A 15,241-nucleotide genomic window follows, 5' to 3' on the forward strand; every position below is an offset into this window, starting at 1 on the left:
CGGTGGGCCGGCGCTGATCGACTACAGGACGCGGTCTCGCAGCACCGGCAGCGCCTCACGAGCCTGGTGCACATCACCGATGTTCAGCTCGTAGTCCAACACGTCCTCCGCCTGCCCCAACTCGGCCAGCGGACGCCCCCAGGCGTCGATGATGGCGCTGCGCCCGGCCATTGCCGTCTTGCCGTCGACGCCCGCGGCGTTGACCCCGATGAGGGCGCACTGATTCTCCAACGCCCGAGCCCGCATGAGCACTTCCCAGGCGTCCGCGCGGGGAGTGGGCCAGGAGGCGGGCACGATGAACAGTTCCGCGCCGCGCTGGACCTGCAGACGGTACAGCTCGGGAAAGCGCAGGTCATAGCAGGTGGACAGGCCGGTTCGGATGCTGGAGCCATCACGCAGCGGCAGGTGGATCATCGCGACCTCGGTGCCGGGTTCCAGCAGTTCCCCTTCGCGCCCGCCCGCCGCGAACCGATGGATCTTGCGGTAGGTCGCCAGGAGCGAGCCGTCCGGTCCGAGTAACACCGCAGTGTTGTGCAGCGCGCCACTCTCGTCGCGTTCGATGATGGACCCGGCGTGCACGACCGCGCCGATCTGCGACGCGACCTGCGCCAGAGCAGTCACGGTCGGCCCGGCTAGGGTCTCGGCGCGGGCCGTCCAGGCGGAGGTTCGGTAGGCACCCACCGACCACAGCTCCGGCAGGACAACCAGGTCAGCCCCGCGCTGCTGGGCGACCACGCTGAGAGCGCGCTGCAGTCGGGCTTGAACGCCCTCGTCGTTGTCATAGGCGAACTGGATCGCGGCTACCCGCATCGCTCACGCCTGCCCGTCTTGTCGCCCCGAGCCGGCGCCGCTGTCCGGACGCCGCCGGGGGCGCGGCAGCGCACCCTCGACCCGGGCACCGTGCGCGAGTTCGGCGCTTTCGGCCTCCCGCAGCATCCGACCTCGCTCCCGCATGGCGGCGTTGTAGGCCTCCAGTTCGGCGTCGTGATCCCGGCCGGCTTGCCGGTCCTTGCGCTTGGCTTCGTGCTCGTCGGCGCGCATCCAGGTGAAGGCGACCATCAGCGCCAGCGCCAACATCGGGAACTCCCCGATCCCCCAGGTGATGCCACCGCCCTGCTCCTGGTCGGCCAACAGATCGGTGACCCACGGCAGCGACAGTTGGGTGAAGAAGTCACCGGCCATGAGTTCGGTGGAGCTGATGATGGCGATACCGAAGAAGGCGTGGAAGCTCATCGTGGCGAAGAGCAACACCAGGCGCAGCGACGGCGGCCAACGCTTGGGCCCGGGGTCGATACCGATCAACGCCCAGGCGAAGACGTAACCGGCCAGCATGAAGTGCACGACCATCATGATGTGCCCGGTGTGCGTGCGCAGGGCCAGCTCGAACAGTCCGCTGAAGTAGAACAGGTAGAGGCTGCCGGAGAAGTTGATGCCGGCCACGACCGGGTTGGCCCAGAAGTTCATCCACCGCGAATGCGCTGATTTGAGCAGGATTTCGCGCGGGCCAAGGGTTTTGTCCTTACGGGCCGGCAGCGCCCGGGACGCCAGCGTCAAGGGCGCGCCGAAGGCCAGGAACAGCGGGATGCCCATCGTCAGGGTCATGTGCATGAGCATGTGCGCCGAGAAGAGGATCTTGCCGTACACCCCGGGCGCCCCGCAGGTGGTCCACAGGAAGACGAACCATCCCGCCACCCAGAACAGCGTGCGGTGCACCGGCCAGGAGTCGCCTCGCCGGTGCAGCCGGATGGTGGCCGCGATGTAGAGCACGCAGGCCAGGGCCGCTGCGGCCAGGAAGAGCCAGTCCGGGCGGAAGGTGGTGAACCAGTCCATTCCTCGCGGCGGGCCGCCGGGGTCGGGGTAGCCGGTCAGTGAGGTGACGATGTCGGCCGATTCCTGCTGCGGCACCGGCGGGGCAGACCTGGACAGGGCCACCCCCAGCCCGGCGGCCACCCCCATCAGGACGATCTCCAGCAGGGCGAAACCGGCGAACGCCGAACGGGAGGCCGGGTCCGCGCCGAGGCGGACAAGGAACCGCCGACGCATCCGCCAACCGGCCAGGCCCAGCAGCACGAAGGCTGCGACCTTGGCCAGCAACACCATTCCGTAGCTGCTGCTCAGATCAGAGAACCCGTTCAGCCGCAGCGAGGCATTGAGCACCCCGGAGACCCCGACCCCGCCGTAGCACCAGGCCGCCAGTACCGAGAAGCGCCGGGTTACCACCGGCAGCGCTTCACCGAGCACGGGACGCAGGATGACCAGGGCGGCCAGCCCGCCCAACCACACCGCCGCTGCAGCCACGTGCACCGCGATCGAGTTCACGGCCGTGTCGTGAGCGGCGGCACCGGCCGCGTGGCCGATGAGAGCCAGCACCAACAACGCGAGGACGCCCAGAGCCGCCATCCAGGTGATCGAGGCCGTCGAGCGGGCTACCGCCGATCCGATGGTGACCACCAGCGCCACCATCGTGCTGATGAGGATGACGCGGAAGTAATCGAAGGCCCACATCACCGAGACCACCTGGGCGCCGAAGCTCGGGTCGCTGACGTGGACCCCGGAGATGTTGGAGACCGAGAGCAACATGAAACTCAGACCCGCGATCACCCACACCGCTCCGGTGAGGGTGGCCAGCCGGGTGGCTCTACGGCGGCGGTGGGTGGAGGTGCGTTCGGGGATCATCGTGCCTGCCAGCAGCAGCAGGCCGATAGTCAGCGAGGCGGAGACGTCGAGCACGGCGCGGGCCACCGGCAGGCCGTAGCGGGCGATCATTCCGCCGTCGGAGAATCCGAGGAGTTGTGCGAACGCTCCGGTGGACAGCGCCCCGATCACCATCGCCACCAGGGCAGCCAGATAGGGGGCAATGAACGCAGCAGAGGGCGGCGCGCCCTTTTCCCTCGCCGCCGGCGAGGAAGTCCGAACCGTCTCCGAGGTGGCCATGTCACCCAGCCTAGATAGGGTGAGGGCATGCCAATGCATCCGGCCGCTCCCGAAGATCTGACTGGCCTCATCGCCGCGTACGCGCACACCGCTCAGGCAGTGATCGATCTTGCCTTCCCTTGCTCGGACGAGGACTTCGACAAGCCCACCGAATGCCCGGGTTGGACGGTCAAGGATCAGCTCTCGCACGTGGTCAGCCTCGAATCTGCCCTGGCCGGACGGCCCGACCCGCAGGTGGAGGTGCCGGACTACCCCCACGTACACAACGACATCGGTCGCACGATGGAGGCCGGCGTCGAGCTGCGCCGCTCGCGACCCGGCAAAGAGATCGTGGCCGAGTTGCAGCACGTGATGGCCCGTCGGCTGGGTCAACTGCGTGACACGGACCTCACCGAGACCACGTTGGTCGACTCGCCCCTGGGCGAGGTGGAGTTCGGCAAACTGCTGCGGATGCGTATCCGGGACCTGTGGTGCCACGAGCAGGACATCCGCGCAGCGCTGGGTCGCCCCGGCGACCTGGACTCCGCCGCTGCGGCCCTCTTCTGCGAGTTCGCCCTCGACCAGCTGCCCAAGGTCGTCGTCAAGCGCGCCGAGGTCGAACCGGGCAAGGTGGTCATGCTCGAGTTGACCGGCCCGGTCGTGGCCCGCACCGGTGTGCGAGTGGCCCAAGAAGCCGACGGCAGCATCAGCGGGCATGTCATGTTCTCCCGCGGCACGGACGAGACCGGTCCGATCCCCGTCATCGGCAAGACGACGAGCATCCAAATGAGCACCGAGGCCTTCACCCGCCGCGCTGCCGGCCGTCGCAGCACCGAGGAACTGCATTACAGCGTGCACGGCGACGAGGCAGTGGCCAAGCGGGTCTTGGACGAACTCACCCTCACCCCCTGATCTAGCCGCTGGATCTCGCTCTCGCGTCCGCATCACTTTCGCGACCGGATCGGGGCCTGGCGACGGCCTCGGCAACGGACGGCGGGCTGAAGTCCGTCGACGCCATTTGCCATGCGCTCTCGGATCGGGACTATCCACCGCTGCGGGAGCGGCGAGCACCTGGGCAGCCGAGGTTGAGCATCCCCATTCAAGCCGCGTTCCGATGCCGGTCGAAGCGCATCGATTCGCAGGCAAGCCCCCCCCCACGACACGCAACGGCGCCACCCGCACGTCGTGCGAGTGGCGCCGCCAGTTGTGCCGCTGACGATCAGCCCCAGATGAGCCCCTTGGCGGGGTCCTCCAGGACTGCGGCGACGTCGGCGATGAACCGACTGCCCAGATCGCCGTCCACCAGGCGGTGGTCGAAACTCAACCCGAGCTGGGTGACCCAGCGCGGCTGGATCGTCTCGGTGCCATCGGCCGCGGTGACGACCCACGGCATCCGGCGCACCGCGCCGAAGCAGAGGATGGCTGCCTCACCGGGGTTGATGATCGGCGTACCGGTGTCGACACCGAAGACCCCGACGTTGGTGATGGTGATGCTCCCACCGGACATGTCGCCCGGTTGGGTCCGACCCGCGCGGGCCGTCTCCACCAGCGAACCCATCGCCTCAGCGAGCTGACGCAGGTTCATCGCGTCAGCGTCCTTGATGTTCGGCACGATGAGGCCGCGTGGGGTAGCGGCGGCGATGCCCAGGTTGACGTAGTTCTTCTGGACGATCTCTTGGCTCGCCTCGTCCCAGGTGGCGTTGATCCCCGGGTTGCGTTTGCAGGCCAGCAGCACCGCCTTGGCCACCACCAACAGTGGGGTCACCTTGACGTCGCGGAACTCCCGGTCGGTTTTGAGCCGCTCGATGAGTTCCATCGTCGCCGAGATATCCAAGGTGATGAACTCGGTGACGTGCGGTGCGGTGAACGCGCTCGCACTCATGGCCTGCGCCGTCATCTTGCGCACCCCCTTGATCGGGATGCGCGTCTCCCGCTCCCCTGCCCGGGGAGCTGCTGCGCCAGCAGCCGGGGCAGCGGCCACGGGTGGCTGCTGCTCGTTCTGGGCAGGGCTTTCACCTGCACCGGAGAGGAAGGCTTCGACGTCGGCGCGGGTGATGATGCCGTTTTTACCGGTCCCTGGCACCTGTGCCAGGTCGATGCCGTTGTCTTTGGCGAACTTACGAACCGGAGGCTTGGCCAACGGCCGCCCAGCCGTGGGCGATGCCGGTGCCGGTTCAGCCGTGGGCGCAGGCGCCGGCGTGGGTGCCGGCTCAGTTTTCGGCGCGGCAGGTTCCGCCGAGGCCGCAGGCGCTGGGGCTGCGCGGCGGCGACGCCGCGACGTGGAACCGGCAATCTCGCCGTAGCCGACGAGGTTCGGTTCCCGCTTGGCGGCAGGCTCGTCCGGTTCGGCTGCCTGGGCCGGCGCAGCCGCCCCAGCTACCGCGACGGCGATGATCGGGGTACCGATCTCGACCTCGACGCCCTCCTCCACAAGCAGCTCGGTGACAGTGCCTTCCCACGGGATAGGCAGCTCCACCAGCGACTTACTCGTCTCGATCTCGACAACGATCTGGTTGACCTTCACCGCATCACCGGGTGCGACCTTCCAGGCGATGATCGTGGCCTCGGTCAGGCCCTCCCCCGGGTCCGGGAGCAGGAACCGTTGCACTCCGGCGGCGCTGCCGGGTGAATCCACAACTCGGGATTCCGAACCGGGAACCTCGGCGCCGTCGTCGGCAGCCCCGGCCATCAGCCCCGCAACGGCGGCTTCCGGGGTAGCACCCGCGTTGGGGTCGCCGGAGATTGGATCGTCCGCTGCACCGGCGACCTCGACGGCGATGATCGGGGTGCCGATCTCGACCTCGGTGCCCTCGGCGACGAGCAGTTCGGTGACGGTGCCCTCCCACGGGATCGGCAACTCCACCAGCGACTTACTCGTCTCGATCTCGACAACGATCTGGTTGACCTTCACCGTGTCCCCTGGCTTGACCCGCCAGGAGATGATCTCGGCCTCGGTCAGGCCCTCACCCGGGTCGGGGAGGTTGAAACGCTTGACTCCCATAACGATTCCTTCTCAGTACGCCAGGGCGCGGTCAACGCCGTCGAGGATGCGGTCCAGGTCGGGCAGGTGCAACGCCTCAAGCTTGCTCGGCGGGTAGGGAATCGAGTAGCCGGTGACCCGGATGACCGGGGATTCCAGGTGGTAGAAGCAGTGCTGCTGCACCTGGGCGGCGATCTCGGCGCCGAAGCCGAGGAAACCGCTGGCCTCGTGCGCGACGACCAGGCGCCCGGTCTTCTTCACCGAGGTGAAGATCGCCTGCGAATCCAGCGGGTTGAGTCCGCGCAGCTCCACCACTTCGAGGCTGCGGCCCTCTTCCTCGGCCGCGGCGGCAGCCTGCAGGGCGGTCTTGATCATCGGCCCCCAGGCCACCAGCGTCACGTCGCTGCCTTCACGGCGCACGACGGCCTCTTCCATGCCGCGCGGCGCGCTCGCCGCGTCGAGGTCGACCTCGGCCTTGTCGTGGTACCGGCGCTTGGGTTCGAAGAACATCACCGGGTCGTCGCTGGCGATGGCCTGCTGGATCATCCAGTAGGAGTCTTCGGCGTTGCTGCAGGTGACGACGCGCAGCCCTGCGCTGTGCAGGAAGTACGCCTCGTTGCTCTCGCTGTGGTGCTCCACCGCCCCGATACCACCGCCGTAGGGCACCCGCACGACGATGGGCAGCTTGATGAGCCCTTCGGAGCGGGCGTGCATCTTGGCGAGTTGGCTGGTGATGTGGTCGAACGCCGGGTAGATGAACCCGTCGAACTGGATCTCCACGATCGGGCGATAGCCGCGCAGCGCAAGCCCGATCGCGGTGCCCGCGATGCCGGACTCGGCCAGCGGGGTGTCGATGACCCGCTCCTCACCGAAGTCCTTCTGCAGGTGTTCGGTGACCCGGAACACGCCGCCGAGCTTGCCGACGTCCTCGCCCATGACGAGCACCTTCGGGTCGGCCTCCATCGCGCGGCGCATGCCGGCGTTGATGCCCTTGGCCAGGGTGATCTTGGTGGTTGCCATGATGCTCACTCACCCTCGCTCTCGAAGCTGGCTTGGTAGGCGTAGAACTCCTGAGCCTCGGCTTCCAGGCCGGGGTGGGGGTCGACGTAGGTGTGCTCGAAGAGCAACGACTGCGGCGGATCGGGCATCTCTTCGACACCCTTGCGGATCTTGACGGCCAACTCGTCGGCTTCGCGTTCCACCTCGGTGAAGAACGACTCCTCGGTCTCGTGCAGCGAGAGCAGGAAGCGCTTGAGGCGGCTGAGCGGGTCACGCTCGCGCCACAATTCCACCTCGGCGGAGTCGCGGTACTTCGTCGGGTCATCGGAGGTGGTGTGGGCACCCATCCGGTAGGTGTAGGCCTCGATGAGGAAGGGGCCCTGGCCGCTGCGCGCGTGCTCCAGGGCGTGCTGCGAAACGGCGTAGCAGGCGAGCACATCGTTGCCGTCGACCCGCACGCCGGGGAAACCGAAGCCGCTGGCCCGCTCGTACAGCGGGTTGCGGGTCTGTTTGACGTTGGGCTCGGAGATCGCCCACTGGTTGTTCTGGCAGTAGAAGACCACCGGCGCCTGGTTGACGGCGGCGAAGACGAAGGCCTCCATGATGTCGCCCTGGGCGGTTGCGCCGTCACCGAAGAAGGCGACCGCGGCGGTGTCGCGCTCGGGGTCACCGGTGCCGTAGTCGCCGTCACGCTGCACCCCCATGGCGTAGCCGACCGCGTGCAGGGCGTTGTTGCCGATGACGATCGTGTACAGGTGGAAGTTCTTCTCCTTGGGATCCCAGCCGCCGTGGCTGACACCCCGGTACATGCCCATGATGTGCAGCGGGTCGATGTCCTTGCACCAGGCCACCCCGTGCTCGCGGTAGGCCGGGAAGGCGTGGTCCTGGGGACGCATCGCGCGGCCGATACCGATCTGCGCAGCCTCCTGGCCGAGCAGGCCCGGCCACAGACCGAGTTGTCCCTGGCGTTGCAGGGCGGTTCCTTCGTTGTCCAGGCGACGGATGAGGGCCATGTCGCGGTACAGGCGACGGCCGTCCTCCTCCGTCAAGGCATCGACGTACGGGTCGTAGGGCAGGTTGACCTCGTTGCGGATCCGCTGTCCGTCTTTATCGATGAAGCGGACTGCCTCGGGGCCCCCATCGAACTTCCCGTCGCCGACGAAACTCACGTGGTGGTGCACACCGTCGACGTCGGGGTCGGGGTTGAACGCTCGGGCAACTTCGTCGTTGCTCATACACGCACTCCTTGCTTTGGACGGATCAGGGTGACTGTCCGCATGTTCACGCCGCCTGCCGCGCCGGCCGGCGGCGTGTGACAGGGCAGGCACCCGCCCGGCGGTGGACGGGCGCGTCAGGATGACGGTAGCCGATGCGCTGGCCGCTCACAGCAGCATCGGCTTGGGCGCAATAGGGCAAAAATCGTTCCAGGCGACACCACCCAGGCAGCGAAGGTCGGGCCGGGGTGCGCCGATAGGTCACTGTGGACTCTGTGCAGCGACCCCCGGCCGGCCGGGACAGGTGGATCACGGAGACCTTCGGCTTCAAGGCGTTTGCGCTGGCAGTCACGGCCGGGTTGGCCTCGGCACTGTGGCTGAGTCTGCTCCTGGCCACCATCGGCGCAGTCGGCACCCTCACCGCCCCGACCACCGTTGCGGCCCGGGTGATCTCCTGCCCGAGTGGCCTTCTCGAACCCCCGTGCACGGTGGAGTTCACCAGCTCAGCAGGTCAGCGGAGCCATCGGGAGCTGGAGCGCGCCAACCTGGTCGGGCTCAGCCAAGGCCAGCAGGTGTCGTTGGCGCTGGACGCGGACGGCACGGTCAACGTCGCCGGTTGGCGGCCCTGGCTCGACGTTGCGATCCTGGCGGGTCTGGCCGTGAGCATCACGCTGTGGTCCATCCGGCATCTGGCCGCAGTACTGCAACATGGGGCGCCCCGCGACGCACTTCCGCTGCGTGACCTGGCTCCGTTCCCGACGCCGTCACCACCACAGCCGCAGCCGCGCGCCCGCAGCGACCGCTTCCCGCGACGCCACCGACACTGACCCGGTGCACTGCCCGCCCCGGCGGGAGGCGAGCAGCGAACCGGCGAACTCAGCCGAGCTGGGAGCGGAAAGCGCCGGCCACCCGCAGCAGCCGTTCGTTGGCTTCGGGGGCATCGATGGAGCAGCGCACGCCTTCACCCTCGAACGCCCGCACCGACAGACCCTCTGCTTCGGCGGCAGCAGCGAACGCACTGGCGTGCTCGCGAAGCGGCAGCCAGACGAAGTTGGCCTGCGTATGCGGAACGTCCCAACCCTGAGCAACGAGTTCGGCCGCGAGCCGCTCCCGTTCTGCCACCAAGGTCGCGACCCGCTCCAGCAGTTCATCGCGCGCGTCCAGACTCGCGATCGCCGCCCGGCTGGCCATGTCGCTCACGCCGAACGGGAGCACGCATTTGCGCAGCACGTCCGCCACCGGCGGGTGAGCGATGGCGTAACCGACCCGCATCCCGGCCAACCCGTAGGCCTTGCTGAAGGTGCGCAACACGACCAGGTTTGGGTGATCGCGGTAGAACTCCAGGCCGTCGGGGCGATCCTCGTCGGTGCAGAACTCCACGTAGGCCTCGTCCAGGACGACGAGAACATGCGGGGGAACCTGGGCCAGGAAGTCCTCGAGTTCCCGGGCGCTGATCGCCGTCCCGGTGGGGTTGTTCGGGTTGCACACCAGGATCAGGCGGGTGTTGGCGGTGATGGCCTCTGCCATGGCCGGCAGGTCGTGGCCCTCCCCCGCCGTCAGCGGCACCTGAACAGATCGCGCCCCGGAGAGGGCGACGAGAATGGGGTAGGCCTCGAAACTGCGCCAGGCGTAGATGACCTCATCGCCGGCCTCACAGGTGGCTGTCACCAGATAGCCCAGCACCCCCGTGCTTCCGGTGCCCGTGACGATCTCTTGCGGGCTCACCCCGACGTGCTCGGCGATCCGTGCCCGCAGCGCGGTGGTGGCCATATCCGGGTAGCGGTTCATCTCGGCTGCCGCTGCGGCGACGACCTCCACCACCCCCGGCAGCGGCGGGAACGGGTTCTCGTTGCTGCTCATCTTGTAAGGGGTGACGCCCTCCACGCGCGTCGGCGGCTTGCCCGGCTTGTAGGCGGGCACCACGTGCAGCGCGTCTCGGGTGCGCACACGCGCAACCTGCGGCGGCTGCTCGCCGCCGGTGGTACTGCGAAGGGCGGATTCAGCGAGGCGGGGATCACCGGTCATGGAACCTCACTGTAGGTGCACCGGGCGGCCCTAGACAGTGGTTGCCGAGTCCGTATCGGTTGCCGGGGCACCGACCACGCAGGAGATACCGGCCCTGCGCGCCTGATGCAACACCAGGATCACGGCCAGGGCCGACATGAAAACCGAAACCCCGGCGGAGAGCGGGTCGCCGGTCGAGTCGGTGTCGATGAGGCTGTCGGCGGTGGCACCGGTGAGCGCGCCGAGCATCCCGATGACGACGTTGTTGGCCACGTGCAGGGCGACGGCTGCCTCCAGGCCGCCGGTGCGCCAGATGAGGATCACACAGGCGGTCGCCATGGCGCCCAGATCGAGCAGGATCCACGGGTCTGCGGAGCCGTGCGCGGCGGCGAACAGGGCGGTGGAGATCAGCGCCGGGATGATCAGCGCCAGCCAGCGGTTGCTGAACCAGGATCCGAGCGAGGTGAGCAACCATCCGCGGAACAGGTACTCCTCGCCGGCGGCTTGCAGCGGGGTCACGAACAGCGCCAACAGCGCGAACCAGTACCAGTCGGCCGCGCGGGTGCCCGGGTCTGCGCCGTCGATCCACCACGAGATCCCGACGTAGAGGATCCACACCGGGACCAGCACGAGCAGACAGCGCCCCAGCCAGGCCCACCGCACCCGCCCGGCAACCGAGTGCATCCACCGCGCCGGCATCCAATGCCCGACCCGCACGGCGACGAGGGCCACCACCGCCAGGGACGCCAGCCAGATATCGAGTACCAGGAAACCCATCGCCGTGATGGAGTCTTCCTCGAGCCAGCTCGAGGCCGTCGCCCACGGGTCGGGTGTTCCGGCGGCCCACGCAACCAGCGCGATTACCGGCATGCTGAGCAGCAGCACGACGAAGATCCCCAGGCAGACCATGAAAATCGACAGCAGCGGCTTCCACCATCGGTGCGCCGGAGTGCGCAGAACCTGCTGGTACTGCGCCCCGGGAACAGGCCGAGTACGCCAGGCCCGGCTCGCCTGGGTGTCGCGCGTCTTCATTTGCTGCTCTCCTGTCAGCCCGGCGGCAGAACCGCCAGGTGGCGGAAGCAACGGTGGCGGCGGTGAGCTCTTCATATGTTCAGAGTGCGGCATCACCCCAGGCACCGACATCCTGCTGAAGTCGAGAGCCGTTCAGACCATCGACCCTGGGCTCTACGCTGCTGCGCCCGCGACACCCCTGCCAAGACCGCGGACACCCCTGCTCGGTGCGTTCCTGCCACGATGGGGCTATGACCGGCTTCGTCCTGCGTACCCTCGTCACTTCTCTCGCGCTGTGGGTGACGGCCCTCGTCCTACCGGGAATCGCCCTTGGCGAATCCACCAGCGGCACTGACCGCATCTTCACCGTGGTGCTCGTCGCCTGCCTCTTCGGTCTGCTCAACAGCCTGGTGAAGCCGATCCTGCAGCTCTTCGGGTTTCCGCTGATCGTGCTGTCGCTGGGCTTGTTCTTGGTAGTGATCAACGCCCTCATGCTGATGCTGACAAGTTGGGTAGCGACCCGTTTCGGGCTCGACTTCTCCGTCGCCGGGTTCGGCTCCGCCCTGATCGGTGCGGTGATGGTCTCGCTCGTCTCCTGGGCGCTCGGGCTGATCACGGGTACCCGTTCCTGAAATGAGGCCGTGGGGACCTGCGTTCACCGCGAGCGTGCGGGAACCGTCGCGGGCCCCGGCAGAGACACCGCCGCCGTTTCTGAGCCGTTGACCCCAGCGCCCCGCTGAGGCATGAGCGCCGTTAGGAACCGGGACAACACGGAGCGCTGCCCTCCGACGCGACCGGCCGGGGCCGAGTTCTCCTGGACCGCGGCGCCTCCGCAGCGTGGCACCAGAGGGTAGGGCCGCGCGGCATCGTCCTCGTACTTGCTGAGCCGTGAATCCCGCTGGGTTCGGCTCGTGGGCCGGCAGCGCCGTGTCCGGCCCCGCCCACGCTCAGGACTGGTCGGCGCCCGGGGTTGCTGCTTCGGCGCTCGGAAGTCGTTCGCCGACCGGAGCTTGCGGGGCGGGCACGACCCGGCGCGCTGCAGGTGCCTGATCGATCGCGGGTGCCGGCGGCACCTCGGGGGCCTCTTGCGCCGGCGGCGCGGGGACGCGGGGCGGCGCTGGCTGCACCGGCGCAGGCTCAACCGGTTGTACGGGTTGTACCGGTGGGGCTGGTTCGACCGGTTGCGCCGGCTCAGTGGGCTTGGGCGCAGGAGCGTCCGGCACCTTCTGGGGCGGCGGATCGCTCGGGCGCACCGCGGGCCGGGACGGGGCAGGCGCGGGCGGGAGCGCTGGCGCCGGGGCTGGTGTGGGGTGGGCCGGCTGGGAGGGACGGGCCGGTGGCACAGGCTGGGCCGGCGCAGCCGTCGGGCGGCCCGGGGCCGCAGTCGGGCGGGCCGGGGCCGCAGTGGGACGCGGCGCTACGCTCGGGCGGGCCGTGATCGGTGGTGCCGGGACACCGGCCGGGGGTGCAGTTGAGGCCTGAGTGTTCGTCGGCACGGTCGTGTAGCGCGGGGTATCGCTGGTCGGCGGCGCCGTCGTCGGTGCCGGCACTGGCGCGCCCGGCGCCGCCGCCGATGGCATGGCAGAGGGCGAGGCGGAGGCAACCGCGCTCGGTGAGCCGTCGCCGAGAACGCGCTGGTAGTACGCGCCCCAGGCGAGGACATCGCTGGCATCACGAAGTTGCGGCTTGACCGTGAGAACCGCCTTGGCCAGCGGTTTGGGCTTGCTCAGATCTCCCCCGGCTGCGCACAGGACGGAGCCGAGGGTGCGAGCGGCGTCGTCGATGTTGTGCACGTCGGCCACGCCGTCGCTGTTACCGTCCACGCCCAGGGAGGACCAGGTGGCGGGAAGGATGAGCATGGGCCCGACGCCCCGGTCGAAGCTGAGGTCGCCATCGAGCTGGCCCTTGTCGGTGTCGCGCACGATGGAGGTGCCGATCAGGTTCCCATCGAGGCGGGGCCCCAAGATGCGCACCGTCGTGGCGCCTGCGGTATCCACCTGTCCACCTGCGGCGTGGTCGGAGGCAACCTTGCCGGCGCCGGCCAGCAACCACCAGGGCAGATGACAGCCCGGTTCGGCGGCGGCGAGTTGCTCCTCGCTGCTGCGGTATGCCTGCAGCACCCGGGCCGGGATCAGCGCCTCGGGAGCTACCTGCGAGGTGATCCCAGCCGGGTCGGGCAGGCTTGCAGCCAGCGCCTGCTCGGCGACCGGGCGCAGCGAAGCGATGTCGTCCTCGGAAACCTCCCCAGATTTGCCTGAGGACGCGACGAACTGCGCCGAGACATGTTCAGCTTCGGCCTGCTGCTGGGACTCGCGGGAAATCGCCACGACGCCGAGGACCCCTGCAGCGACAACCAAAGCTGCCGCGACTGCGATACCGACCGTTTTACGGCTGGAACGCCCCCCTGCGTCGTCGTGGACGTCGTACCCCGCATCATCGAAATGACGGTTCACGGTGGACTCTCACGAACTTAGACGCGTGTTCAACGCGGCCAGGCTAGCACCTACCCTCAGCGCTGCCTACGACTTCAAAGACGGGGGTATTCAAGGTGTTTCGTGGAAGTTACCGCCGGGTGGGGCGAGGGGTGATGGTGACGGCCGGGGTCGGGACCGGCGCCGGGGCAAGGGTGCTGGTGGCACTGGGCGTGGCGGGCACGCTCGCAGCGTCGGTCGCGGTGGTCGCCGCGCCCGTGGGCACCGGGGTGCAGGTCGGGCTCGCGCCGGGGGTGGCCTCCGGCTCGGCGCTTGCGCCGTTGCTCGGCGCCGGGCCCGTCGGCATCGGGCACGGGGGCAATGTCCCGGTCGTCGGCGAACCGGTGGGCGTCGTCGTCGGCGAACCGGTCGGCGTCGTGCTCGGCGAACCAGTCGGCGTCGTCGGCGAACCAGTCGGCGTCATGCTCGGCGAACCAGTCGGCGTCGTCGTCGGCGAACCAGTCGGCGTCGTCGTCGGCGAACCAGTCGGCGTCGTGGTCGGTGAACCCGTGGGCGTCGTGGTCGGTGAACCCGTGGGCGTCGTCGTCGGTGAACCCGTGGGCGTCGTGGGGGCGGCGGTGTTCGGAGCGCTGGACGGGGCAGCCGTCGGCCTCGAACCGGTCGGGGTGGGCGCCGGTGTCGTCGCCGTTGGGCGCGGGGCGGTTGCCGATGGACGCGGCGCCGACTGAGTGCCCGGCGAACGCAGCGGGGAGGCGGTGGGAGCGCCTGAACCGGGCACGAGCGAGGGCACCCAGGGTGCGGCCGGGGTGCGGCCGTCGCGGTAGGCCAACCCACCGGTGATCACGTCGTTGGCGTAGATGGCTGAGTTGTTATAGGCGAGCACCGCTGCCCGCAGGCGGGCCGGGTCGGCGAGGTTACCCCCGCTGGCGCACAGGTAGGCACCGGCGGAGACGGCGGCGTCGTCGATGTTGTTCGGATCTGCACTGCCGTCGCCGTTGCCGTCCCGGCCGACGAGTTTCCAGGTGCCGGGAAGGAACTGCATCGGGCCGACAGCCCGGTCGTAGGTGCTGTCACCGTCGTAGGCGCCGCCGTCGGTGTCGCGGATGATCGCGGTGCCGGGGATGGTGCCGTTCAGCAGTGGCCCGTAGATGCGGCCGATGGTGGTGCCGTGGGCGTCCACCTGGCCACCGGCGGCGTGCCCGGATTCGATACGTCCGATACCCGCCAGCATCCACCACTGCAGCCCACAGCTCGGCTGCGTCTTGGCCAGCGAGGCTTGGGCGCTCTGGTAGCTCTGCAGGACCCGGGCCGGGATGGTCGTGGTGTTCACAGTGGCAGCAGCGGTACCCAGCCCAGGCGCCGTCACGAGCGAGGCGGGCAGGACGCCGGGGCGGGACAGGAACAGGCCGGGAACGGTGCGCGCACCAGGCGCGGCGGCGGCCGAGCTGGGAGCAGGCACCGGAGCAGAGGGCTGCGCTTCCAGGCGCACAGCGTCGGTGGGCAGTGAGCTGGCAGCGATCGGCACCAGCAGAGCTGCCGCAGCCAGCACCGTGAGCGGGCCTGGGCGAGACAGCAACGAGGAGTTGTGTTTGCGACGAAGAGCCGAGGTCGCGGTGGTACGGGTGGTCTCACGCAGGCGCGACCACGCGTCGCGACGAATCATCAGGCTCTCCTTCATCAGTACATCG

At 68.9% G+C, this 15,241-nt stretch carries 12 protein-coding genes; 3 read left to right on the forward strand and 9 right to left on the reverse strand.

Annotated elements, in window-relative coordinates; all coding sequences use genetic code 11:
* Window positions 1-21: 21 nt before the first annotated feature.
* Window positions 22-810: a nitrilase-related carbon-nitrogen hydrolase gene (locus G9V96_RS07630; RefSeq protein WP_168582492.1), complete on the reverse strand. Its 789-nt coding sequence runs from the start codon at window positions 808-810 to the stop codon at window positions 22-24.
* A gap of 3 nt (window positions 811-813) precedes the next feature.
* The gene (locus G9V96_RS07635; protein ID WP_226913219.1) at window positions 814-2,934 is read right to left on the reverse strand and encodes a bifunctional copper resistance protein CopD/cytochrome c oxidase assembly protein; all 2,121 of its coding nucleotides are present in this window, start codon (window positions 2,932-2,934) and stop codon (window positions 814-816) included.
* 27 nt (window positions 2,935-2,961) lie between these two features.
* On the opposite strand from G9V96_RS07635, the gene G9V96_RS07640 reads away from it, so the two are divergent.
* Complete coding sequence (locus G9V96_RS07640; protein ID WP_168582493.1) at window positions 2,962-3,825, forward strand: maleylpyruvate isomerase family mycothiol-dependent enzyme; 864 nt, start codon at window positions 2,962-2,964, stop codon at window positions 3,823-3,825.
* 307 nt (window positions 3,826-4,132) lie between these two features.
* On the opposite strand, the gene G9V96_RS07645 is transcribed toward G9V96_RS07640, so the two are convergent.
* The 3 genes from G9V96_RS07645 to G9V96_RS07655 are packed head-to-tail and all read right to left on the reverse strand — an operon-like array spanning window position 4,133 to window position 8,127.
* Window positions 4,133-5,914, reverse strand: coding sequence for a 2-oxo acid dehydrogenase subunit E2 (locus G9V96_RS07645; RefSeq protein ID WP_168582494.1), 1,782 nt, complete (start codon window positions 5,912-5,914; stop codon window positions 4,133-4,135).
* A 12-nt stretch (window positions 5,915-5,926) separates the two neighbouring features.
* Window positions 5,927-6,913 carry an alpha-ketoacid dehydrogenase subunit beta gene (locus G9V96_RS07650; protein WP_168583909.1) on the reverse strand — a complete coding sequence of 329 codons (987 nt, stop codon included), beginning with the start codon at window positions 6,911-6,913 and terminating at the stop codon, window positions 5,927-5,929.
* Between the two features lie 5 nt (window positions 6,914-6,918).
* Window positions 6,919-8,127, reverse strand: coding sequence for a thiamine pyrophosphate-dependent dehydrogenase E1 component subunit alpha (locus tag G9V96_RS07655; RefSeq protein ID WP_168582495.1), 1,209 nt, complete (start codon window positions 8,125-8,127; stop codon window positions 6,919-6,921).
* A gap of 254 nt (window positions 8,128-8,381) precedes the next feature.
* On the opposite strand from G9V96_RS07655, the gene G9V96_RS07660 reads away from it, so the two are divergent.
* Entirely contained in the window at window positions 8,382-8,933 is a 552-nt protein-coding gene (locus G9V96_RS07660) for a hypothetical protein (RefSeq protein ID WP_168582496.1), read from the forward strand.
* 49 nt (window positions 8,934-8,982) lie between these two features.
* Here G9V96_RS07660 and hisC read toward each other — a convergent pair whose 3' ends face one another.
* A complete protein-coding gene (gene hisC, locus G9V96_RS07665; RefSeq protein ID WP_168582497.1) occupies window positions 8,983-10,131 on the reverse strand; it encodes a histidinol-phosphate transaminase in 1,149 nt (382 codons plus the stop codon).
* Between the two features lie 30 nt (window positions 10,132-10,161).
* The gene (locus G9V96_RS07670; protein ID WP_168582498.1) at window positions 10,162-11,142 is read right to left on the reverse strand and encodes a CPBP family intramembrane glutamic endopeptidase; all 981 of its coding nucleotides are present in this window, start codon (window positions 11,140-11,142) and stop codon (window positions 10,162-10,164) included.
* Window positions 11,143-11,372: 230 nt separating this feature from the next.
* Between G9V96_RS07670 and G9V96_RS07675 the strand changes: the two genes are divergently transcribed.
* Window positions 11,373-11,753, forward strand: a complete 381-nt coding sequence (locus G9V96_RS07675; RefSeq protein WP_168582499.1) for a phage holin family protein — start codon at window positions 11,373-11,375, stop codon at window positions 11,751-11,753.
* Window positions 11,754-12,068: 315 nt separating this feature from the next.
* On the opposite strand, the gene G9V96_RS07680 is transcribed toward G9V96_RS07675, so the two are convergent.
* Together G9V96_RS07680 and G9V96_RS07685 are read right to left on the reverse strand one after the other, a co-directional pair.
* The gene (locus G9V96_RS07680; RefSeq protein WP_168582500.1) at window positions 12,069-13,574 is read right to left on the reverse strand and encodes a lysozyme family protein; all 1,506 of its coding nucleotides are present in this window, start codon (window positions 13,572-13,574) and stop codon (window positions 12,069-12,071) included.
* A gap of 109 nt (window positions 13,575-13,683) precedes the next feature.
* Complete coding sequence (locus tag G9V96_RS07685; protein ID WP_210424355.1) at window positions 13,684-15,216, reverse strand: lytic transglycosylase domain-containing protein; 1,533 nt, start codon at window positions 15,214-15,216, stop codon at window positions 13,684-13,686.
* Window positions 15,217-15,241: the final 25 nt, after the last annotated feature.

It is taken from the genome of Gephyromycinifex aptenodytis (genome assembly GCF_012277275.1).
Classification (GTDB): domain Bacteria; phylum Actinomycetota; class Actinomycetes; order Actinomycetales; family Dermatophilaceae; genus Gephyromycinifex; species Gephyromycinifex aptenodytis.